At 69.4% G+C, this 22,296-nt stretch carries 21 protein-coding genes; 9 read left to right on the forward strand and 12 right to left on the reverse strand.

Translation table 11 applies throughout. From position 1 onward, the window contains the following. The first annotated feature begins 96 nt into the window (after window positions 1-96). Window positions 97-1,611: a carboxypeptidase M32 gene (locus LCHO_RS02695; protein WP_012345573.1), complete on the forward strand. Its 1,515-nt coding sequence runs from the start codon at window positions 97-99 to the stop codon at window positions 1,609-1,611. A 95-nt stretch (window positions 1,612-1,706) separates the two neighbouring features. Here LCHO_RS02695 and LCHO_RS02700 read toward each other — a convergent pair whose 3' ends face one another. Beyond that, the gene (locus LCHO_RS02700; RefSeq protein ID WP_012345574.1) at window positions 1,707-3,629 is read right to left on the reverse strand and encodes a hypothetical protein; all 1,923 of its coding nucleotides are present in this window, start codon (window positions 3,627-3,629) and stop codon (window positions 1,707-1,709) included. 18 nt (window positions 3,630-3,647) lie between these two features. Then, the gene (locus tag LCHO_RS02705) at window positions 3,648-3,935 is read right to left on the reverse strand and encodes a copper-binding protein (protein ID WP_012345575.1); all 288 of its coding nucleotides are present in this window, start codon (window positions 3,933-3,935) and stop codon (window positions 3,648-3,650) included. A 168-nt stretch (window positions 3,936-4,103) separates the two neighbouring features. Here LCHO_RS02705 and argB point away from each other — a divergent pair, with 168 nt between their 5' ends. The 6 genes from argB (at window position 4,104) to LCHO_RS02735 (ending at window position 8,477) form a co-directional block, all read left to right on the forward strand. Continuing rightward, a complete protein-coding gene (argB, locus tag LCHO_RS02710) occupies window positions 4,104-5,015 on the forward strand; it encodes an acetylglutamate kinase (RefSeq protein WP_012345576.1) in 912 nt (303 codons plus the stop codon). Window positions 5,016-5,084: 69 nt separating this feature from the next. Next, a complete protein-coding gene (locus LCHO_RS02715; RefSeq protein ID WP_012345577.1) occupies window positions 5,085-5,654 on the forward strand; it encodes a Uma2 family endonuclease in 570 nt (189 codons plus the stop codon). Window positions 5,655-5,664: 10 nt separating this feature from the next. Beyond that, window positions 5,665-6,366 (forward strand): pyrimidine 5'-nucleotidase, encoded by a 702-nt coding sequence (locus LCHO_RS02720; RefSeq protein ID WP_012345578.1) that lies wholly within the window; start codon window positions 5,665-5,667, stop codon window positions 6,364-6,366. Then, window positions 6,366-7,010: a nucleoid occlusion factor SlmA gene (gene slmA / locus LCHO_RS02725; RefSeq protein WP_012345579.1), complete on the forward strand. Its 645-nt coding sequence runs from the start codon at window positions 6,366-6,368 to the stop codon at window positions 7,008-7,010. The genes LCHO_RS02720 and slmA overlap by 1 nt, the downstream gene beginning before the upstream one ends. Window positions 7,011-7,051: 41 nt before the next feature. Beyond that, window positions 7,052-7,984: an ATP-binding protein gene (locus LCHO_RS02730; RefSeq protein WP_012345580.1), complete on the forward strand. Its 933-nt coding sequence runs from the start codon at window positions 7,052-7,054 to the stop codon at window positions 7,982-7,984. Continuing rightward, window positions 7,977-8,477, forward strand: coding sequence for an NUDIX domain-containing protein (locus tag LCHO_RS02735; protein WP_012345581.1), 501 nt, complete (start codon window positions 7,977-7,979; stop codon window positions 8,475-8,477). The genes LCHO_RS02730 and LCHO_RS02735 overlap by 8 nt, the downstream gene beginning before the upstream one ends. A 16-nt stretch (window positions 8,478-8,493) precedes the next feature. On the opposite strand, the gene LCHO_RS02740 is transcribed toward LCHO_RS02735, so the two are convergent. From LCHO_RS02740 to pilB, 6 genes are all read right to left on the reverse strand, one after another. After that, window positions 8,494-8,700 (reverse strand): DNA gyrase inhibitor YacG, encoded by a 207-nt coding sequence (locus LCHO_RS02740; RefSeq protein ID WP_012345582.1) that lies wholly within the window; start codon window positions 8,698-8,700, stop codon window positions 8,494-8,496. A 32-nt stretch (window positions 8,701-8,732) separates the two neighbouring features. Continuing rightward, a complete protein-coding gene (gene zapD / locus LCHO_RS02745) occupies window positions 8,733-9,488 on the reverse strand; it encodes a cell division protein ZapD (RefSeq protein ID WP_012345583.1) in 756 nt (251 codons plus the stop codon). An 80-nt stretch (window positions 9,489-9,568) separates the two neighbouring features. After that, the gene (gene coaE, locus LCHO_RS02750) at window positions 9,569-10,183 is read right to left on the reverse strand and encodes a dephospho-CoA kinase (RefSeq protein WP_012345584.1); all 615 of its coding nucleotides are present in this window, start codon (window positions 10,181-10,183) and stop codon (window positions 9,569-9,571) included. Between the two features lie 11 nt (window positions 10,184-10,194). After that, window positions 10,195-11,142: a prepilin peptidase gene (locus LCHO_RS02755; protein WP_012345585.1), complete on the reverse strand. Its 948-nt coding sequence runs from the start codon at window positions 11,140-11,142 to the stop codon at window positions 10,195-10,197. Window positions 11,143-11,150: 8 nt separating this feature from the next. Beyond that, the gene (locus LCHO_RS02760) at window positions 11,151-12,377 is read right to left on the reverse strand and encodes a type II secretion system F family protein (protein WP_012345586.1); all 1,227 of its coding nucleotides are present in this window, start codon (window positions 12,375-12,377) and stop codon (window positions 11,151-11,153) included. Window positions 12,378-12,427: 50 nt separating this feature from the next. Next, window positions 12,428-14,152, reverse strand: a complete 1,725-nt coding sequence (gene pilB, locus LCHO_RS02765) for a type IV-A pilus assembly ATPase PilB (RefSeq protein ID WP_012345587.1) — start codon at window positions 14,150-14,152, stop codon at window positions 12,428-12,430. 366 nt (window positions 14,153-14,518) lie between these two features. Between pilB and htpG the strand changes: the two genes are divergently transcribed. After that, window positions 14,519-16,423 (forward strand): molecular chaperone HtpG, encoded by a 1,905-nt coding sequence (gene htpG, locus LCHO_RS02770; RefSeq protein ID WP_012345588.1) that lies wholly within the window; start codon window positions 14,519-14,521, stop codon window positions 16,421-16,423. Between the two features lie 16 nt (window positions 16,424-16,439). On the opposite strand, the gene LCHO_RS02775 is transcribed toward htpG, so the two are convergent. The 4 genes from LCHO_RS02775 to ssb form a co-directional block, all read right to left on the reverse strand. Continuing rightward, window positions 16,440-17,522: a serine/threonine protein kinase gene (locus tag LCHO_RS02775; RefSeq protein ID WP_012345589.1), complete on the reverse strand. Its 1,083-nt coding sequence runs from the start codon at window positions 17,520-17,522 to the stop codon at window positions 16,440-16,442. A 31-nt stretch (window positions 17,523-17,553) separates the two neighbouring features. Next, the gene (locus LCHO_RS21910; protein WP_012345590.1) at window positions 17,554-18,363 is read right to left on the reverse strand and encodes a DUF2726 domain-containing protein; all 810 of its coding nucleotides are present in this window, start codon (window positions 18,361-18,363) and stop codon (window positions 17,554-17,556) included. Between the two features lie 251 nt (window positions 18,364-18,614). After that, window positions 18,615-19,316 (reverse strand): GNAT family N-acetyltransferase, encoded by a 702-nt coding sequence (locus LCHO_RS02785; protein WP_012345591.1) that lies wholly within the window; start codon window positions 19,314-19,316, stop codon window positions 18,615-18,617. 200 nt (window positions 19,317-19,516) lie between these two features. Further along, window positions 19,517-20,068, reverse strand: coding sequence for a single-stranded DNA-binding protein (gene ssb, locus LCHO_RS02790; protein ID WP_012345592.1), 552 nt, complete (start codon window positions 20,066-20,068; stop codon window positions 19,517-19,519). Window positions 20,069-20,226: 158 nt separating this feature from the next. On the opposite strand from ssb, the gene LCHO_RS02795 reads away from it, so the two are divergent. Continuing rightward, on the forward strand, window positions 20,227-22,206 hold the full coding sequence (locus LCHO_RS02795; RefSeq protein WP_012345593.1) for a RecQ family ATP-dependent DNA helicase: 1,980 nt from the start codon (window positions 20,227-20,229) through the stop codon (window positions 22,204-22,206). Window positions 22,207-22,296: the final 90 nt, after the last annotated feature.

Consider the following 22,296-nt stretch of genomic DNA (forward strand, 5'->3'; position numbering starts at 1 on the left):
CTGACGGGTGCACCCGCCAGAGGGATGTTCAGGCGCGTGGCTGCCGCTACGATGAGGCTCGACACAACCACAGGCCGATCCGTGAAGGAACGCAGGATGACCGACCCCAACCGCCCCGCCGCCGGCGCCACGCCCGCCTACTCCGAGCTCGAACAGCGCCACGCCCGCATCTACCGCTTCGAGCACCTCGGCTCGATCGTCGGCTGGGACCAGGCCGCCAACATGCCGCCCAAGGGCAACGAGGCGCGTGCCGCCGCGATGGCCGAGCTCGACACCCTGCTGCACGGCCTGCGCACTGACGCCTGGCTGCGCGATCTGCTGCAGCGCGCCGAAGACGAGCCGCTCAGCGACTGGCAGCGCGCCAACCTGCGCGAGATGCGGCGCGACTGGCGCGCCAGCAACGCCCTGCCGGCGCGCCTGGTCGAGCAGCGCACGCTCGCCACCGCGCGCTGCGAACACGCCTGGCGGCGCCAGCGCCCGGCCAACGACTGGGCCGGCTTCGTCGAGAACTTCCGCCCGGTGCTGCGCGTGGCGCGCGAAGAGGCGCAATGCCTGTCGCAGGAAACCGGCCTCGCGCCCTACGACGCGCTGATGGACCGCTACGAACCCGGCATGACCAGCGCCGAGGTCGAGCGCGTGTTCGGCGATCTCAAGACCTGGCTGCCCGACCTGGTGCGCAAGGTCCAGGAGCGCCAGCGCGACGAGCCGGTGCTGCTGCCGCAAGGCCCCTTCGCACGCCCGGCGCAGAAGGCGATCAGCCTGGCGATGATGCAGCGGCTCGATTTCGACTTCGACGCCGGCCGGCTCGACGAGAGCACCCATCCGTTCTCCGGCGGCGTGCCCGAGGACGTGCGCCTGACCACCCGCTACCTCGACCACGACCTGCACCAGAGCCTGATGGGCACGGTGCACGAGACCGGTCACGCCCGCTACGAGCAGAACCTGCCGCGCAGCTGGCTCGGCCAGCCGATCGCCCGCGCCCGCTCCTACGGCATCCACGAGAGCCAGAGCCTGTCGTTCGAGATGCAGCTGGGCGCGCACCCCGGTTTCGTGCGCATGCTGGTGCCGATGCTGGTCGACCATTTCGGCGCGCAGCCGGCCTTCGAGGTCGACAACCTGTGCCGCCTGATGACGCGCGTCAAGCCCGGTTTCATCCGCGTCGACGCCGACGAGCTGACCTACCCGGCGCACGTGATCCTGCGTTTCGAGATCGAGCGCGCGCTGATCGAAGGCGGCCTGGAGGTCGAGGACATCCCGGCGCTGTGGGACGCCAAGATGGCCGACTACCTGGGCGTGGACACACGCGGCAACTTCGCCGACGGGCCGATGCAGGACGTGCACTGGCCGAGCGGCGCGTTCGGCTACTTCCCCTGCTACACGCTGGGCGCGATGTACGCCGCGCAGTGGTTCGCGGCAATGCGCCGGGCCACGCCGGATCTGGATGCGCAGATCGAGGCCGGCAATCTGAAGCCGGTGTTCGACTGGCTGAGCCAAAACATCTGGCAGCAGGCCTCGCGCTGGGAAACCCCCGAGCTTGCGCTGCGCGCCAGCGGCGAGCGCCTCAATCCGGCGCACTACCGCGCCCACCTCGAGCAGCGCTACCTCGGCTGATCCGCGGCGGCGTGTTTCACAAGGCAACGCCGGGCTGCCCCACGTTTCCTTGCCCCCTCGGGGGGGCTGACGGGCACCGGCCGGTTCGGGGGCGCTCAGAAACCCGCCGCCGATTGTTCCTGTGCCCGGTCGAGGCTGGGTGCCAGGCCGGCCGGCGGGTTGTCGGGCAGCGACCAGGGCGTGGCCGTGCCGCTGCGGCCGTTGTCGAGCCAGCGCGCCAGCGCGCCCTCGATCGTGAAGCGCAGCCGCAAGGTGAAACCCTTGCGCGGGCGCTCCTCGACCGTGATCTCGTTGTCGGCAAACCCGCGCGGGTTGTAGCCCAGCGTCAGCGCGGCCTTGCTGCTGACGCGGTAGCCGAGTTCGGCGCCCCAGGCGCGCGCCGCACCGTCGAGGTTGTCGCTGCGGCCGGCCACGTGGGCGCTCAGGCTCCAGCGCTGGTCGCCCTCGCGGTCCTGCTCCCAGATCCAGCGTGTCAGCCAGAACTGCGTGCGGTGCGGCAGGACCAGGCCGTTGCCGTCGAGCCGCGTTTCGTCGCGTGCGGTGCGGTGCGACAGCCGCACGGTCAGCGTGTGATGGTCGTCGAACAGGTAGCCGGCATGGCCGAGCCAGATGCGCGCACGCCGGTCGGCCGAGGTCGAGGCCGGCACGCCGGCGTCGACCTCGCGACCCGACCAGGTCATGCGGCTGAGCAGGTGCAGCGCACGCGCCTGCGGCTCGCGCCAGCCCAGCGCCAGCGCGCCCTTGTAGTCGGTGCTGCCGGCCGCCGAGTTGCCGTGCGGCTGGCTGCGGCTGACGCTCAGGCGCAGGGCGCCCAGCCAGTCGTCGGCCAGACGCTGGGTCAGCTTGATCTCGTGGTACGCGCTGTCGGAGGTGCTGGCGTTGACGAGGTCGAGCGCGGTCGAAAAGCTCAGGCGCGGAAACCGGCTGGTGGAGAGCCGTCCGCCCGCCTGGGTGGCGCGGATCGGGTAGCGCCCGGCCAGCGGCACGGCCTGCTCGAGCTGCGTGTCCAGGCCCCAGCGCGGCCACGGCGCCCAGTTGCGCTGCCAGCCGAGCACGCCCAGCGCGTCGTCGCGGTCGGCCAGGCTGCGATGGCGCAGCTGCGTGTAGACATGGCCGCGGCCGCTGCCGTCGGGCAGTTCGAGCCCGATGCTGCGGCGGTACGCGGCGGGCAGGGTGAGCGCTTCGTCGTCGCCCAGCAGGCCGAGGCGGGGCGATTCACGCCAGGCCAGCAGGCTGCCGGCGGGCAGCGGCCCCCAGCCGTCGGCCAGCCGCCAGTCGGCGCCCAAGCCGATCCGGTGGCCGCTCAGTTCGGTGCTCGGTGCCGGCTCCCGGCCCAGCACATGGTTGAGTTGCGCCATCAGGCTCAGGCCGGGCCAGGATGCGGGCTCGAGCCGGCCGCGCCAGACCAGCTGCTCGCCGGTGGCCTCGGGCACCAGGGCCGACGCGGGATCGGGCGCCAGGCGCGACTGGTGCAGCGCCAGGTCGGTCGTCCAGGTGCTGGTGCTGCCGTCGGCGCTGCGCCAGCGCAGGCCGAACTCGCTGTCGCGGCGGCGCAATCGGGTGGACGGCGTGCCGGGCAGGTCGTCGATCTCGCTGCGGTTCTCGTGCACGTCGGCGTACAGCACGACGCGCTCGCCGAGGCGCCAGCCGCCGCTCAGGCCGGCGCGCCGGCCCAGCGCGCTGCGCCCGTAGCTCAGGTCGTACCCGTACGACGGCTTGCGCGCGCTGATGCCGATCACGCGCGACACCACGCCCGCGCCGCCGGGCGTGCCGCGCGGGTTGGACAGGAACGAGGCCTTGGCCTCGTCGAGCGAGGCCTCGATGCCGTCGCCGAGGTCGATCTCGCGGCGCTTGCCGTCGCGGCGGTAGATGGCGTTGCGGTCCGGCGCCAGGGCGTTGTCGGCCAGGCTGTCGAGGAATTCGCGCGGCTTCTCGCGCTCCTGGGCCAGCGCCGGCCCGAGCGGCAGCCAGACCAGGAGGACGCACAGTGGTCGGAGTCGGGTGGGGGCCGGTTTCATGCCGCACCACCCCACGGTTCAGCGCTGCACGCTCAATCGGGTGACGGTGTACTGGCCGTTGAGCTTTTCGGCGTCGAAGCGGATCTTGTCGCCGGCCTTGAGCTGGTCGAGCCATTGCTGATCCTGGACCCGGAACACCATGCTCATGGCCGGCATGTCGAGGTTCTGGATCGGGCCGTGCTTGAGCGTGAGCTTGCCCTGGCCCTTGTCGACCTTGACGACTTCTGCTGGGGTGCCCTGGGCCCAGGCGGTCAGCGTGAAGCCGGCGGCGCACAGCAGCAGGCCGAGACGGTGGTGCAGTTTCATGGGACGGTACTCCGCGGTCACATCGATGACCGATGATGGAATCATGCCAGTCTCGCCGATCGACGGTCCGCCGGCCCGGCATCCCTAGAATCTGCGGCGATCCCGATTCTCCGAACCGCCGCGGCCGCCGCGCCCGGTTGCCGATCGACTTTCCTCCGGAGCCAGCCCATGAGCGCCCCCACCGACACATCCCCCGACCTGAGCCACATCGCCGCACGCGACAAGGCCGAGATCCTGGCCCAGGCCCTGCCGTACATCCGCAAGTACCACGGCAAGACGCTGGTCATCAAGTACGGCGGCAACGCCATGACCGACCCGGCGCTGCAGGCCGATTTCGCCGAGGACGTGGTGCTGCTCAAGCTGGTCGGCATGAACCCGATCGTGGTGCACGGCGGCGGCCCGCAGATCGACGAGGCGCTCAACCGCCTGGGCAAGAAGGGCACCTTCATCCAGGGCATGCGCGTCACCGACGAGGAGACCATGGAGGTGGTCGAGTGGGTGCTGGGCGGCGAGGTGCAGCAGGACATCGTCGGCCTGATCAACGCCGCCGGCGGCAAGGCGGTCGGCCTGACCGGCCGTGACGGCGGCCTGATCCGGGCGCGCAAGATGAAGCTGCTCGACCGCGACGACCCGAACAAGGAACACGACATCGGCCAGGTCGGCGAGATCGAGTCGATCGACCCGAGCGTGGTCAAGGCGCTGCAGGACGACGCCTTCATCCCGGTCATCAGCCCGATCGGCTTCGGCACGCACAACGAGAGCTACAACATCAACGCCGACCTGGTCGCCAGCAAGCTCGCCGAGGTGCTCAAGGCCGAGAAGCTGGTGATGCTGACCAACATCCGCGGCGTGCTCGACAAGGCCGGCGACCTGCTCACCGACCTGACCGCCAAGCGCATCGACGAGCTGTTCGCCGACGGCACCATCAGCGGCGGCATGCTGCCCAAGATCGCCGGCGCGCTCGATGCCGCCAAGAGCGGCGTCAATGCGGTGCACATCGTCGACGGCCGGGTGCCGCACGTGCTGCTGCTGGAGATCCTGACCGATCAGGCCTACGGGACGATGATCCGCTCGCATTGAGGTGTCGCCGGGCCGGGCCGCCTGCGGCCCGGTACCATCGATGCGTCATCACCCCGCCGCGCCGCCACCATGGGACTGCCTCAACCTGCACCTCGTTTCGACCGCGCTGAATACTTCGGCTGGGAAGAACAGCAAGCGGACAAGCACGAGTTCATCGCCGGCGAGGTCTTCGCGATGGTCGGTGCACGACAGGAGCACGTGCTGGTGGCGGGCGCGCTGTTCGCCCGCTTTCGCGAGCACCTGCGCGGCACGCGTTGCCGGGCCTACACCTCCGACATGAAGCTGGAAGTCGAGGCGGCCGATGCGGTGTTCTATCCCGACGTGATGGTCAGCTGCGACGAGGACGACCGTCAGCGCGCGATGGCGCTGCGCGCGCCGCTGCTGATCGTGGAGGTGCTGTCGGACTCGACCGCCGCATTCGACCGCGGCGCCAAGTTCGCCGCCTACCGCCGGCTGGCGTCGCTGCAGGAGTACCTGCTGGTGGACGTGGAGGCGCGGCGGCTCGAACTGTTCCGCCGCGAGCCGGTGGGCTGGGTGCTGCACGAGCCCGAGGGCGAGGGTGATGCGGCCACGCTGCGCCTGGCCGGCATCGGCCTCGACCTGACCGCGCTCGACGCGTTCGGCGACCTGCAGGCATGACGGCACGCGCATGAAGTCCGGCACCCCGGTCTGGCTGTTCGACCTCGACAACACGCTGCACAACGCCTCGGCGGGGGCGTTCCCGATGATCAACCGGGCGATGACCGAGTACATCGAGCGCGAGCTGGTGGTCGATCGTGACGAGGCCTATCGCCTGCGCGGCCACTACTGGCAGCGTTACGGCGCGACCATGCTCGGGCTGATGCGCCACCACGGCGTGAAGGCGCCGCACTTCCTGCATCACACCCATCTGCTGCCGGGGCTGGAGGCCCATCTGCAGGTGCATCCGCACGACGTGGCGGCGCTGACGCGCCTGCCCGGCGCCAAGTACGTGCTGACCAATGCACCGCAGGCCTACGCCGAGCGGGTGCTGGGTGAGCTGGGGCTGGCGCGGGTCTTCGACGGCGTGATCGCGATCGACCAGATGCGCATGTTCGGCCACTGGCGGCCCAAGCCCGATGCGCGCATGTTCAAGGCGATCGCGGTACGCCTGGGCGTGGCGCCCGGGCGCTGCGTGCTGGTCGAGGACACGCTCGAACACCAGAAGGCGGCGCGCCGCATCGGCATGCGCACGGTGTGGATGCAGCGCTGGGTCCGGCGCCATGCGCACGGTCCCGAAGTGGGTGTTCGCCTCATGCGCAAGCCCGCTTATGTGTGTGACAGAATCCGCAGCCTGCTGGCTCTACAGCGTCTTTGCCGACCCCCATTGTGATGACCGAGCACGTCTCCGAAGCCACCGTCCCCGAGCCGGACACCGCCGTGCTGGCCCCCGTGCGCAAGCGCCCCAAACCCGGCGAACGCCGCGTCCAGATCCTGCAGACGCTCGCGCACATGCTCGAGCAGCCCGGCGCCGAGCGCATCACCACCGCCGCGCTGGCCGCGCAGCTCGAGGTCAGCGAAGCCGCGCTCTATCGCCACTTCGCCAGCAAGGCGCAGATGTTCGAGGGCCTGATCGAGTTCATCGAGACCAGCGTCTTCACCCTGATCAACCAGATCAGCGAGCGCGAGACCGATCCGCAGGTCCAGGCCTCGCGCTGCCTGACCGTGCTGCTGCAGTTCGCCGAGAAGAACCCCGGCATGACGCGCGTGATGGTGGGCGACGCGCTGGTGTTCGAGAACGACCGCCTGCTGTCGCGCATGAACCAGTTCTTCGAGCGCATCGAGTCGCAGCTGCGCCAGAGCCTGCGTGCGCTGGCCGAGCTGCGCGGCTCGGTCACGCCGAGCGTCGACGCCACCGCGCAGGCCTCGGTGCTGACCAGCTTTGCGGTCGGGCGGCTGCAGCGTTATGCGCGCTCGGGTTTTCGCCGCAGCCCCACCGAACACCTCGACGCCGCGCTGCACCTGCTGCTCGCCTGAGCCTGCGGGCGGGCGCATGGCCGGCTCGTACACTGCCGGCCATGCCTGATTTCGACACCCTGATCGGCCGCGCCGAAGCCCTGCTCGCGCGCCTGGAAACCGTGCTGCCGCATCCGCTGGCTGCGCCCGACTGGTCGGCCTCGATCGCCTTCCGCTACCGCCGCCGCTCGGCCGGATTCGGCAGCGGCGGCCTGCTCGAGCCGGTGCGCCACATCGCGCCGTTGCGGCTCGATGCGCTGAAGGAAATCGACGGCCAGAAGGAACGCCTGCTGCGCAACACCGAGCAGTTCGTGCACGGCCGCACCGCCAACAACGTGCTGCTGACCGGCGCCAAGGGCACCGGCAAGAGCTCGCTGATCAAGGCCTGCCTGAACGAGCTGGCACCGCAGGGCCTGCGCCTGATCGAGGTCGACAAGGCCGACCTGATCGACCTGCCGGACCTGGTCGACCTGGTCGCCGGCCGGCCCGAGCGTTTCATCATCTACTGCGACGACCTGAGCTTCGACGAGGGCGAGCCCGGCTACAAGGCGCTCAAGTCCATCCTCGACGGCACGGTGGCGCAGAGCGGCGACAACGTGCTGGTCTACGCCACCAGCAACCGCCGCCACCTGCTGCCCGAGCGGATGGCGGACAACCTCGCCGCCACCTACACCGACGAGGGCGAGATGCACCCCGGCGAGGCGGTCGAGGAAAAGATCTCGCTGTCCGAGCGCTTCGGCCTGTGGATCAGCTTCTACCCCTTCAGCCAGCGCGAATACCTGGCCATCGTGGCGCAGTGGCTCGGCCACTTCGGCCTCGATCAGCCGGCGATCGACGCGGCCCGACCGCTGGCGCTGGTCTGGGCGCTCGAGCGCGGCTCGCGTTCGGGGCGGGTGGCCTATCAGTTCGCCCGCGACCACGCCGGCCGCGACGTGCATGCCGAGGCGCCCACGCCGATCGCCAACTACGTGCGCGGCACGCCCAACCATGGCTGAGCCGACACTGGTGGTGCCGGGCGCCGAGGGCCTGGCGACGCGCCGGCCGGTCGACGTGGCGGTGGGCGTGCTGATCGAGCGCGACGCGGCCGGTGTCGAGGGGCGTTTCCTGCTGACCTCGCGGCCGGCGGACAAGGTCTACGCCGGCTACTGGGAGTTCCCGGGCGGCAAGCTCGAAGCCGGCGAAACGGTCGGTGAGGCCTTGCGGCGCGAACTGCACGAGGAACTCGGCATCACGATCGGCGCGGTGCAGCCGTGGCAGCAGATCGAGGTCGACTACCCGCACGCGCGGGTGCGGCTGCATTTCTGCAAGGTCTACGCCTGGCAGGGCGAGTTCGAGATGCGCGAGCAGCAGTCGATGGCCTGGCAGACGCTGCCGGTGGCGGTGGTGCCGGTCCTGCCGGGCACCGTGCCGGTGCTGCGCTGGCTGGCCGACGAACGCGGCCATGTCGGACCGACCCACGCCGACAGCCCGGCCGAAGTGCCGGCCTGAGGTTCGGCCTGCTGCTTCAGCCCGGCTCGTCGTCGGGCGCCGGCGGTGGGGCGGCAACGCGGTAGTCCTCGCTGGCCCAGGCGCCGATGTCGATCCGCTTGCAGCGCTCGCTGCAGAACGGCCGCCACGGGTTGTCGCGGCGGTAGACGGTCGGGCGTTTGCAGGTCGGGCAGGGCACGGTGGGCGCGGGGCGCTCGCCTGCCGGCGGGGTCGGGGTGTTCATGGCAATGACGGGAATCTGTCGCGGCCCGGGTCTCAGGCGCAGAGCGTGAGCTCCATCGAGAAATCCACGATGGCGTGCTTGAGCCGGTATTCGGCGTCGGGCCGCATCATGCGCACGGCCAGCAGCAGGCGGTTGCCGCTGATCTCGGGCACCAGCGCGTGGCTGCGGGCAATGCGCAGGCGCGCGAGCTGGAAGTTGCGACTGCCGACCAGGCTCTGCTGGAACTGGCCGCCGCGCACCGCCACCGTCTGCACCGTGCCCGATTCGCGCAGCAGGCTCAGGCACACCGCCAGCGCCTGCGCCATCGGGTCGAGCGTGCTGATCCAGCGCTGCAGGTCGGTGCGGCGGTGGGCGGCGCTCTCCTGCTGCCAGGCGAAATAGGCCGGCAGGTCGAACTCGCAGGTGCCGCCCGGGATGCTCATGCGGCTGCGGATGCTCATCAGCCAGTCGTTGGCGGTGAGCGCCTGGCCGGCCTTGCCGGCGACGTGGTTCAGCCGCTGGTGCGCCAGCTCGATGCGGCGGATCGCCATGTCGAGCGCCGACTCCGAGATCGACGGGTTGCCGCGGTAGCCAGCGAGCTGCTGGCGCTGGCGGTCGAGCTCCTGCAGCAGGTCGACCTTGAGATCGACCCGCGAGGTCACGTCCATGATCTCGAACAGCGTGGCCAGCGTGTAGTGATGGTCCAGCGGCGCATCGCGCGCCAGCAGCTGGCCCATGCGGGCGAACAGGTGCTCGAGCCGCAGCAGGGTGCGCACGGTCTCGTTCAACGGGTACTCGTAATGGATCACGCCAACCACTCCCAGCGGGTCAGACCTGGCGGAAACACCAGTGCGTTCAATTGTTTCACAGCGGGGCGGCGGATCCGGGCTTACCCGGGTGAGCCGACCCAGCGCTGCCAGATTTCGCCGACCTGGCGGCGCAGTTCGGCCAGGTCGATGCCGTCGTTCAGGATCACCGCGTCGGCGGCGGCCCGGCGCACCTCGCGGCCGGCCTGCGCGGCGATCACGGCGCGCACCTGCTCGGGCGGCCAGCCGTTGCGCTGCGTCACGCGCGCGATCTGTGTCTCGGGGCTGCAGTCGACCACCAGCACCCGGTCGACCCGCTCGCGCCAGCGGCCGGACTCCACCAGCAGCGGCACGTCGAACACCAGCACCTGGCCGGGCGCGGCAGCGCTGGCCCGGGCCTCGGTCAGGTGGCCGATCATCGGGTGCAGGATCTGCTCGAGCGCACTCTTGGCGGCCGGGTCGGCGAAGACCCGCTCGCGCATGCGGGCGCGGTCGAGTGCGCCGTCGGGCGTGATCATCCCGGCGCCGAAGCGCGCGGTGATCGCCGCGATGGCAGCGCCGCCGGGTGCCGTCAGGCCATGTGCGAGCGCGTCGGTGTCGATCACGTGCGCGCCCAGGGCGGCGAGCATCGCCGCCACCGTGCTCTTGCCGCTGCCGATGCCGCCGGTCAGGCCGATGCGAAGGCGGTGCTCGGGCATCTCGGACGCACTCAAACCGGCAGCCACCAGCGCAGCAGCTGCGGGCCGAAGAACATCGCAGCCAGGCCGCCACCGGCCAGATACGGGCCGAACGGGATCGGCACCTCGCGCTGGTGGCCACGCGCGAGCACCAGGAAGATGCCGACCGCCGCCCCCACCAGCGACGCCAGCAGCACGATCGGCAGCAGTTGCGCCACGCCCAGCAGCGCGCCCAGCGCCGCCAGCAGCTTGAAATCACCCTCGGCCATGCCACGCACGCCGCGCAGCAGCGCGTAGAGCGTGGTCAGCGCCCACAACGAGCCGTAGCCGAACAGCACGCCGAGCGCGGCGTCTTCGAGGCGCAGCGGCGTCCAGCCCATCCAGGCCGAAAACAGGCCCAGGCCGAGCAGCGCGTAGGTCAGGCTGTCGGGCAGCAAGGTGGTGTCGAGATCGATCAGCGCCATCGCGATCAGCAGCGCCGCGGCCACGCAATAGACCACGCTGGTGGCGGTCGGGCCGAACACCCAGCCGATCAGGCCGAAGGCCAGCGCGGTGCCGGCCTCGACCAGCGGATAGCGCCGCGAGATCGGTGCCCGGCAGGCCGCGCAGCGCCCGCGCAGCGCCAGCCAGCTCAGGATCGGCAGGTTGTGGTGCCAGCCCAGCTGGGTGCCGCAGGCCGGGCAGCGCGAGCGCGGCCGCGACAGGCTCAGCGCCGGCAGCGACGCCAGCGCCGAGCCCAGGCGCTCGCCGCCGTCGTGCAGGTGCTGCACGGCCGCGGCGTCGATGCCCGCACCGAGCGTGCGCTGCAGGCCGGCGCTGTCCTGCAGCATCGCCTGCACGTCGCCCAGCCACTGGCGCTCGAGCATCAGCGGCAGACGATGCACCACCACGTTGAGGAAGCTGCCGATGCACAGGCCGATCACGGCCAGTGCGGGGACGGACAGCAGGAAGGTCAGCGACGACAGTTCGACGAAATCCATGAGCCCGGTCAGACCACCTGGCCCAGCTTGAAGATCGGCAGGTACATCGAGACCACGATGCCGCCGATGATGGTGCCGAGCACGACGATGATGATCGGCTCCATCAGCGTCGACAGGCCCTTGACGGCCTCGTCGACCTCCTGTTCGTAGAAGTCGGCTACCTTGCTGAGCATCTGGTCGAGCGAGCCCGATTCCTCGCCGATCGAGCTCATCTGCAGCACCATGTTCGGGAAGATGTTGGTCGCCTGCATCGAGGACGTCAGCGCCGCGCCGGTGGACACGTCGCGCTGGATCTGCTCGGTGGCCTGCGCGAACACCGCGTTGCCGGCCGCGCCGCCGACCGAATCGAGCGCCTCGACCAGCGGCACGCCGGCGGCGAACATGGTCGACAGCGTGCGCGCCCAGCGCGCCACCGCGGCCTTGTGCACCAGCTGGCCGAAGATCGGCACCTTGAGCATGAAGCGGTCGAGCGCCATCTGCATGCGTTCGGAGCGGCGCCAGCTCTGGATCGTCATGTAGACCGCCAGCCCGATGCCGCCGAAGATCGCGAACCAGTACTGGACGAAGAATTCCGACATAGCGATCACGATCAGCGTGGGCAGCGGCAGGTCGGCGCCGAAGGACTTGAAGATGTCCTTGAACGACGGGATCACGAAGATCATGATCACCGCGACCACGATGAACGCCACCACCAGCACCGCCACCGGATAGATCAGCGCCGAGCGGATCTTGTTCTGCAGCTCGATGGTCTTTTCCTGGTAGTTGGCCAGGCGATCGAGCAGGGTCTCCAGGATGCCGGCGGATTCGCCGGCCTCGACCAGGTTGCAGTACAGCGCGTCGAACTGCAGCGGGTGGCGGCGGAAGGCCGCCGACAGGCTGGTACCGGTCTCGACGTCGCCGCGGATGTCGGTCAGCATGCGCGTCAGGCGCGGGTTCGAGCTGCCGCGGGCGACGATGTCGAAGGCCTGCAGCAGCGGCACGCCGGCTTTGAGCATGGTGGCCAGCTGGCGCGTGAAGACCGCGATGTCCTTGCCCTTGATCGACTTGCCGCCCGAGATGCGGCGCTTCTTGACCTTGACGACCATGATGCCCTGGCGGCGCAGGCTGGCGCTGACCATGGCCTCGCCGCCGGCGCGCATCTCGCCGCGCACGGCCTTGCCGTTGCGGTCACGGCCCTCCCACTCAAAGACGAAGTCCTTGATCTTCTTCGCCGCTACCGCAGCTGCTGTGGCCATTGCGCCTCCGAGAACCTTGTCTTGTCGTCATCAACCATGCGCCGTCGGCCTCATTGGTTGGTCACGGAAATCACTTCTTCGAGCGTGGTGGCGCCCGCCCGCACTTTAACCAGACCCGACAGCCGCAGATCGCGCACGCCGTCGCGGGCGGCCTGCTCGGCGATGTCGAGCGCGGTGCCTTCGGCGAGGATGACGCGCTGGATCGCCTCGGTGATCGGCATCACCTGATAGACGCCGACCCGCCCGCGGTAGCCGTTGTTGCAGGCCGAGCAGCCGACCGCCTTGTAGGGTTTCCAGGAGCCGTCGACCTCGTCGGGCTTGAAGCCGGCGCGCAGCAGCGCCTCGCGCGGGTATTCGGCCGGAGCCTTGCAGTTCTCGCACAGGCGTCGGCACAGTCGCTGGGCCGAGATCAGGATGATGCTCGAGGCGATGTTGAACGGCGGCACGCCCATGTTGAGCAGCCGCGTCAGCGTGGTCGGGGCATCGTTGGTGTGCAGCGTCGACAGCACCAGGTGGCCGGTCTGGGCGGCCTTGATCGCGATGTCGGCGGTCTCGATGTCGCGGATCTCGCCGACCATGATCACGTCCGGATCCTGGCGCAGGAAGGCGCGCAGCGCGACGGCGAAGTTCATGCCCGCCTTGTCGTTGACGTTGACCTGGTTGATGCCGGGCAGGTTGATTTCGGCCGGATCCTCGACGGTCGAGATGTTGACGCCGGGCTGGTTCAGGATGTTCAGGCAGGTGTAGAGCGACACCGTCTTGCCCGAGCCGGTCGGGCCGGTGACCAGGATCATCCCGTACGGCCGCTTGATGGCCGACAGCAGCCGATCCTTCTCCTCGCGCTCGTAACCGAGCGCCTCGACGCCCAGCTTGGCCGACGACGGGTCGAGGATCCGGATCACGATCTTCTCGCCGAACAGCGTCGGCAGCGTGCTGATGCGGAAGTCGATTGCCTTGTTGCCGAACTTCAGCTTCATGCGGCCGTCCTGCGGCACGCGTTTTTCGGCGATGTCCAGGCGGCTGATGACCTTGATGCGCGAGGCCAGCTTGTCCTTGATCGCCACCGGCGGCTGGGTGATCTCGCGCAGCTCGCCGTCGATGCGAAAGCGCACCCGGTAGGTCTGCTCGTAGGGCTCGAAGTGCAGGTCCGACGCCCGCATGTTGATCGCGTCGATCAGCATCTTCTGCAGGAAGCGCACCACCGGCGCGTCCTCGACGTCGGTGGTGACCTCCTCGTCGGGCTTGGCGTTCGGATCCTGCTCTTCGACGTCGAACTCGAAATCGCCGGCGACGATCGATTCGAGCGCCTCGGTCGCCGAGGTGCTCTTGGCCTCGACGATCTTGGCCAGCTTGTCGTATTCGACGATCACCCACTCGGGCGTCAGCTGGGTGGCGAACTTGATGCGGTCGACCGCTTCCTGGTCGGTCGGGTCGGCGCCGCCGATGAACAGCCGGTTGCCGCGTTTGCCCAGCACCAGCACCTGATACTGCGACAGCGTGCGCGCGTCGACCAGGTTCTGCGGCAGCTTGCTGACGTCGACCGCGTCGAGGTCGAGCAGCGGCACGGCCAGCGCGTGCGACAGCGTGTGGGCCAGATCGGCCGAACTCAGCAGATTGGCGCCGACCGCGGCGGCGACGAAGTTGCGGCGCTGATCACGTGCGAGGCGGGCGAGTTCTTCGGCCGCGCGGGCGTTCAGCTTGCCGGCGTGCACCAGCACGCGGGCCACCCCGGAGAGGGTGCTTTGCGGGGCGTCGGACAGTGTTTCAGCGGCCACGGTGGCGAGTCTGGCTAAGGGGACGATTGGGTCGGATGATCCGTGATCGCGTCCAGGCTGTAAATCGGCGCCGGCCTGGGGCGGGCCTGGGCCCGCGTCCGGGCTGGAAGCCGGCACGGAAGCACTGTAACGAAAGACGAAACGGGGCCCGATCATGGCGCATGCCTCGGGCCTGAAAGTGTCAGTGTGCATTTGCTTGCAATTGCGTTGCCGGATCCACACGCCCGGCCGCGGCAGGGGTGGGGCTTGAAAGTCGCCCCCTTCGCCCCCAGCATCAGTGCGCAGCAAGGCCTGAGGCCGCCAGCGTCGCCAGCGCGCGTTCAGGAACCTTTCGTCATCCCCGCCTTACCGAGAGAGAGCGTCCCCATGGAGAAGCAGACCCTGTCATTCCAGGCCGAAGTGAAGCAGTTGCTGCACCTCGTGACCCATTCGCTGTATTCGAACAAGGAGATCTTCCTGCGCGAGCTGGTCTCCAACGCGTCGGACGCCTGCGACAAGCTGCGTTTCGAGGCGCTGAACAACAACGCCCTGTTCGAGGACGCGCCCAATCTGGAAGTGCGCATCAGCTACGACCGCGCGGCGCGGCGCATCGTCATCAGCGACAACGGCATCGGCCTGTCGGCGGCCGAGGCGATCGAGCACCTGGGCACCATCGCCAAGAGCGGCACCAAGGAGTTCATGAGCCGGCTCGAAGGCGAGCAGGCCAAGGACGCCAACCTGATCGGCCAGTTCGGCGTGGGCTTCTACTCGGGCTACATCGTGGCCGACCGCATCACGGTCGAATCGCGCCGCGCCGGTCTGGCGATCTCCGAAGGCGTGCGCTGGAGCAGCGAAGGCACTGGCGACTTCGAGGTCGAGACCATCACCCGCGAGGCCCGCGGCACCGACGTGATCCTGCACCTGCGCGAGGACGAGGACGAGTTCCTGAGCACCTGGAAGCTCAAGTCCATCATCAGCAAGTACAGCGACCACATCTCGCTGCCGGTGCTGATGCGCAAGGAAACGTGGGACGCCGAGAAGGGCGAGAACGTGATCTCCGACGAGTGGGAGCCGGTCAACAAGGCGGCCGCGCTGTGGAGCCGCAGCAAGAGCGAGATCACCGACGCCGAGTACAAGTCGTTCTACGAACAGCTCACCTACGACCAGACCCCGCCGCTGGCTTACACGCACAACCGCGTCGAGGGCCGCAACGAATACACCCAGCTGCTCTACATCCCGGCCAAGGCGCCGATGGACATGTGGAACCGCGACAAGCGTGGCGGCGTCAAGCTCTACGTCAAGCGCGTCTTCATCATGGACGACGCCGAGGCGCTGATGCCGGTCTACCTGCGCTTCGTCAAGGGCGTGATCGACTCGGCCGACCTGCCGCTGAACGTCAGCCGCGAACTGCTGCAGGAAAGCCGCGGCGTCAAGGCGATCCGCGAAGGCTCGACCAAGCGCGTGCTGTCGATGCTGGAGTCGCTGGCCGACAGCCAGGACGAGACCAGCGCCGCCGCCGACAAGGCCAAGTACGCCGAGTTCTACAAGGAATTCGGCTCGGTGCTGAAGGAAGGCATCGGCGAGGACCACGCCAACCAGGAGCGCCTGGCCAAGCTGCTGCGTTTCGCCTCGACCCACGCCGACGAAGGCGTCAGCTTCGCCGACTACGTGGCGCGCATGAAGGAAGGCCAGGAGGTCATCTACTACATCACCGGTGACACGCTGGCTGCGGCCAAGAACAGCCCGCAGCTGGAGATCTTCAAGAAGAAGGGCATCGAGGTGCTGCTGTTCACCGACCGCGTCGACGAGTGGATGCTCAGCCACCTCTACGAGTTCGAGGGCAAGAACCTGCAGAGCGTCGCCAAGGGCGCGGTCGACCTTGGCAAGCTGCAGGACGAAGAGGAGAAGAAACACGCCGAAGAGGCCGCCGTTGGTTTCAAGCCGACGCTCGATCGCCTGAAGAAGTCGCTCGAAGGCCGCGCCAAGGACGTGCGCGTGACCACCCGTCTGGTCGACTCGCCGGCCTGCCTGGTGGCCGAGGAGGGCGACATGAGCGGCCACCTGGCGCGCCTGCTCAAGCAGGCCGGCCATGCCGCGCCGGCGTCCAAGCCGGTGCTGGAGGTCAACGCCGAACATCCGCTGGTGCGCAAACTGGCGGCGATCGGCGACGGCGAAGCGCGTTTCGACGATCTGGCGCAGGTGCTGTTCGACAACGCCCTGCTGGCCGAAGGCGGCCAGCTCGAGGATCCGGCCGCGCACGTCAAGCGCATCCAGGCGCTGATCCTGGGCTGAGGTCGGCGCAGGGCCTTCAGGCCACCAGCGCGGGGCCTTGCATCGCGCCAATCTGCTCGTGCAGCACGGTGGTCTGCTGGGCCCAGTACGACGGGCTCTCGAACGACGGAAAGGCGATCGGGAACGCCGGGTCGCGCCAGCGCCGGGCGATCCAGGCGCTGTGGTTGATGATGCGCAGCGTGCGCAGCGCCTCGATCAGGCCGAGCTCGCGGCGGTCGAATTCGCGCAGCGTTTCATAGCCGTCGAGCAGCGCGCCGAGCTGGGTCTGCATCTCGTGGCGTTCGCCGCCGAGCAGCATCCACAGGTCCTGCACGGCCGGGCCCGTCACGGCATCGTCGAGGTCGACGAAGTGCGGGCCGGCGTCGGTCCACAGCACGTTGCCGGCGTGGCAGTCGCCGTGCACGCGCAGCAGCTGGAGGTTGCCGGCGCGCGTGAACAGCTCATCGACCTGGTCGAGCGCGGCCAGGCTGGCCTGGCGCCAGCCGGCGAGCGCATCGGGTGGTAGCAGGTCCTGATCGCACAGCCAGGCGACCGCGGCGCGGGCGATGCGGCTGCCGTCGAGCCGCAGGCGGTGTTCGAACGGCCGGGCCTGCCCGACCAGGTGCAGGCGGGCCAGGAAGCGGCCGATCCATTCGAGCACCGCCGGGTCGTCCAGCTCGGGCGCTCGGCCGCCGCAGCGCGGGCTCGCTGCGTAGCGCCAGCCCTGCCAGTCGGCCAGCGTGGGCGGCGTGCCCAGCAGCCTCGGCGCGGGCTCGATGCCCAGGCCGGCGGCGAGCACCAGCGGCGGCACGGCCGGCACCTCGGCGGCTGCCAGTTCGAGCGCGAACTGATGTTCTTCGAGGATCTGCGCGTCGCTCCAGCGCGCGGCGCGGTAGAACTTGGCGACCACCACGCGCTCGTCTTCCAGGTGGACCTGGAAGACCCGGTTCTCGTAGGAGTTGAGCTGCAGGATGCGGCCGTCGCCGCGCAGGCCGGCGGCGTCGAGCGCGTCGAGCACCGCGTAGGGGGTCAGGCCCGCGTAGGGCTGTTCGTCGGTGGCTTGCTGTGGAGCGGGCAGGCGGTAGGCGGGCGGCAGGTCATCCGGGGCGATGTCGTTCATGCCGCATGCTAGACCACGCCACCGCGCCGCGTCAGACCCGGCCGATGATGTGGCCGGCGGCGTCGCCGCTCGGGCCGAAGTCTTCGCTGCGGCGGATCGGGCCGCGACCGCCGGCCCACGACGAGCTGGGCCGTGGCGCCGGGCGCTGCGTGGCACCGGTGGCGGCCGGGCCATCGTCGGCGAACGGGTCGCGTTGGGTTTCGGGGGCGAAGAACGAGTCCTGCGCAAAACCCGATTCGTACCACTGGGTCTGGCTGTCGGCCGACCGGCCGCGCATCGCATGCGCCAGCGTCGAGCGGCGCTCCTGGCTGTCGCGCAAGGTGCCGGGCACCATCGGTCGGCTCGATTCCGACTGGTGCGGCACCAGCATCTGCAGCTCGGCGGCCGACGGCAGCTGGTCGGTGCGGCACTTGACGTAGCGCACGCGGCAGGCTTCGAGCACCGACTGCTTGATGGTGGCGGCGCGCTTGGAGGCCGGCCGCGACGGCCGTTCGATGTCGATGGCGGCGAGCACGCGGCCGTTGTCGGCGCAGACCACGAAGCTGACGTGCAGCGGGCCCAGCAGGTTGAACCAGTAGCGCAGCTCGTTGCGATCCTGCGGCTGGCAGAAGCGCACCAGCGGCAGCTTGGCCAGCACCGTGTGATGCGGCAAGGCGGCGCGCAGCTGCCGATAGAGCGCACGTTCTTCGGGCGAGAAGATCGGCCGTTGCGCCAGCGGCCACTCGGTGGGCAGCTCGTCGCGCACCGGGCTGGCTTGCCGGGACCGCTGCAACGCGAGCAGCGCCAGGCTCAGCATGGCGATGATCGCGACGACTGCAATGATCCAAACGTTGTTCGGCATGGTGGTGTGCTTCTGGATTCGGCTGACTTCGGGCACCTGTCGCAGGCTGGAGCGCGGGCTCGGTCAGCACATGACATCGGGGCCGATGGTACGGGGCTGTGTAACGACATGTGAATCCCGGGCCTGGGTGCGGGGGCATCGCCCTGCAGGCCCCGAAAACGCAAACGGCAGGCGCGCGGCCTGCCGATTTTTCGTCTTGTGCGCGAGTGCGTGTTCCGCCGCCGCACCGGTGTGCAGATTTTCTATTGCTTCTATTGGGAAGCGACGTGGCGCCGGCGCGATATCTGATGCTTGATCTCGTTGACGACGGCCAGCACCCAGCCCACCTGGCGGGCGTGCAGCTTGACCCGGTAGTTGAGCGCCGAGACCCGGTCCGCCACCAGCTCTTCCACGCGCGACGCCAGGCTGTGCGGCGGCAGTTGCAGCCAGGCTTCCGATTCGCTGCCCTCGCGCCGGACCTCGGCGCCGGCCTTGCGGGCGATGCGCAGCATGGCGGTGTTCTCGCTCAGCGCGTGGATCATCAGGCGATCGATCGAGCGGTTGCGTGCATGGCGCAGCGCATGGCTGAACAGGCGGTCGCCGTAGCCGCGTCCGCGCGCATGGCTGCGCACCGACACCGCGAACTCGACCATCGCCCCGTTGGTGTCGCCCTCGACCGGCTCGGCATAGGCCAGCTGCGAGATCGCCACCAGCTCGAGCCGCCGATCGAAGATGCCGAACAGCTCGCTGCGCTGGAAATCCAGCGTCTCGACGTATTTCTCGATCCGCTCGTCGCTCGCCGGATAGCCGAAGCGCAGGTAACGATCACGCTCGCTCAGGCTCAGCAGGTGGCGCAGCACCCGCATGCGGTGGCGCTGCGACAGGCGCCGGATCGGCAGCCAGCGCCACACCCGCGAGCGCGGACGAGGGTTGACCGCTGAACCGGTGGACGAGGGAGTGGGGGACAACTTCATGGTGGCATGATAAGGGTAAACCCTGATTTCTGTCAGGCGGCCTGCCAGTCGCTGTCTGCGTCCGGGGGGTGCTTTGCACGAAATGCCGAGGGCTGCGCACGCCCATGTTCGAGACAAGTGGCCCGCATGTAAACCAATAAAAAAGCCCCTTGCTGCGAAAGCAAGGGGCCTGCTGGTTGGCCCGACCGGAAACTCGATTCTCAGAACGGAATGTCGTCGTCCATGTCGTCGAAGCCGGTGGACGACTTCGGTGCCGGTGCCGGGGCGGGTGCGCGCGGGGCGCTGGCACGCGGGGCCGGGGCCGCGCGGCCTTCGGGCGCCTCGCGGCGATAGCCGCCGCCGCTGCTGCCGCCGCGTCCGCCACCGCCGCCCATCTCTTCTTCGGCGCCCATCTCGCCGCCACCGCCGCCGCCGCTTTCACGGCCGCCGAGCAACTGCATCTGGTCGGCGACGATTTCGGTGGTGTACTGGTCGCGGCCTTCCTTGTCCTGCCACTTGCGGGTCTTCAGGCGGCCTTCGACGTAGACCGGGCGGCCCTTGCGCAGGTATTCGCCGGCGATCTCGGCCAGGCGGTCGTAGAAGACCACGCGGTGCCATTCGGTTTCTTCCTGGCGCTCGCCGCCGTCCTTGCTCTTCCAGTTGCGGGTGGTGGCGACCGAGACGTTGCAGACGGCCGCGCCGCTGGGGGTGTAGCGCACCTCCGGGTCGCGCCCGAGGTTGCCGATGAGAATGACTTTGTTGACCGAGGCCATGGCCTGCTCCTGAGGTGCCGGACCGACGGGTCGGCAGCCGGTGATGGGTGCGTCGTGACGCGATTGAGGCGTGGAATTGTGCCAGCGTCGCCATCGCCCGACCGCCCTCTTGAGGGGGATCCCGGTGCCGCGGATGGGCCGGCTACCATCGCCGCGCCATGACACCACCGATCCCCCACGACGCCAGCCCCGCCCTGCAAGTGCTCGGCGAAGTGTTCGGCTACAGCGCCTTCCGCGGCCAGCAGCAGGCCATCATCGAGCATGTGGTGGCCGGCGGCGACGCGCTGGTGCTGATGCCCACCGGCGGCGGCAAGAGCCTGTGCTACCAGGTGCCGGCGATCGTGCGACAGCGCGCCGGCCAGGGCGTTGCGGTGGTCGTCAGCCCGCTGATCGCGCTGATGCACGACCAGGTCGGCGCGCTCGAGGAAGTCGGCGTGCACGCCTCCTTCCTCAACTCGACGCTCGACAACGCCCAGGCCCAGGCGATCGAGCGCGAGCTGCTGTCGGGCCGCCTGACGATGCTCTACGTCGCACCCGAGCGGCTGCTGACGCCGCGCCTGCAGGGCATGCTGGCGTCGCTGCACGAGCGCGGCCGGCTGTCGCTGTTCGCGATCGACGAGGCGCATTGCGTCAGCCAATGGGGCCACGATTTCCGCGAGGATTATCTGCAGCTGTCGGTGCTGCACGAGCAGTTTCCGGGCGTGCCGCGCATCGCGCTCACCGCCACCGCCGACGACCACACCCGCGCCGACATCGTCGAGCGGCTGCAGCTGCAGGACGCGCGGCTGTTCGTCAGCAGCTTCGACCGGCCCAACATCCGCTACACGCTGGTCGAGAAGGTCAAGCCGCGCGACCAGCTGCTGCGGTTCATCCGCGACGAACACGAAGGCGAAGCCGGCATCGTCTACTGCGGCAGCCGCAAGAAGGTGGAAGAGACGGCGAGCTGGCTGGCCGAGCAGGGTGTCGATGCGCTGCCGTATCACGCCGGGCTGGACGCCGAGGTGCGGCGTCGCCATCAGGATCGTTTCCTGCGCGAGGACGGCCTGGTGATGGTGGCGACGATCGCCTTCGGCATGGGCATCGACAAGCCCGACGTGCGCTTCGTGGCGCACCTGGATCTGCCCAAGAACATCGAAGGTTATTACCAGGAGACCGGCCGCGCCGGCCGCGACGGCGAGGCCGCAGACGCCTGGATGACCTACGGCCTGGCCGACGTCGTCAACCAGCGCCGCATGATCGACGAGAGCCCGGCGGCCGAGGAATTCAAGCGCGTGCAGCGCGGCAAGCTCGACGCCCTGCTGGCGCTGGCCGAGGCGCACGACTGCCGGCGCGTGCGGCTGCTGAGCTATTTCGGCGAACAGTACCGCGAGCCGCCCGACGTCGGGCCGCCCCAAGGCGGGCGGAGCCCCCTCGGGGGGCAGGGAGTGCCCGAAGGGCTGACCGTGGGGGCACGATGCGGCAACTGCGACAACTGCCTCAATCCGCCGTCGATCTGGGATGCCACCGAGTCGGCGCGCAAGCTGCTTTCGTGCATCTACCGCTTCCAGCAGCACGGCCAGCAGAACCACGGCGCACGCAGCTTCGGCGCCGGCCACCTGATCGACGTGCTGCGTGGCAAGGCCAGCGACAAGGTGGCGCAATACGGCCACGAGCGCCTGAGCACCTGGGCGGTGGGCGCCGACATGAGCGAGCAGCAGTGGCGCGCCGTGCTGCGCCAGCTGGTGTCGCTGGGCCACGTCGTCGCCGAGGGCGAATACAACACGCTGGCACTGACCGACAGCGCGCGGGCGGTGCTCAAGGGCGACGTTTCGCTGCGCATGAAGACGCCCGCCGAGCCGACCACCAAGCGCGGTCGCACGGTGCGCGGCGCCGGCCACGGCGGGGCCCGCGAGGTGGCGCCGCCGATCGAGCTCAGCGCCTCGGCCCAGCGCCGTTATGACGCGTTGCGCGAGTGGCGGGCCGAGGTCGCGCGCGAGCACAACCTGCCGTCCTACGTCGTCTTCAACAACGCCACGCTGGCCGAGATGGCGCGCCGCGAACCCACCAACCTGGCCGAGATGGGCGAGATCAGCGGCGTGGGCGCCAAGAAGCTCGAGGCCTACGGCACCGAGATCCTGCGGGTGCTGGCCCACAGTTGAACGTGATCCAGTTGCGCGGCGGTGCAATTGTTTGTGCGGTGCAGCATGGATGACGGGCGCCGCTGGCAACATGCCCGGCCCAGGCCCGGA

The organism is Leptothrix cholodnii SP-6, assembly GCF_000019785.1.
Lineage (GTDB): Bacteria > Pseudomonadota > Gammaproteobacteria > Burkholderiales > Burkholderiaceae_C > Sphaerotilus > Sphaerotilus cholodnii.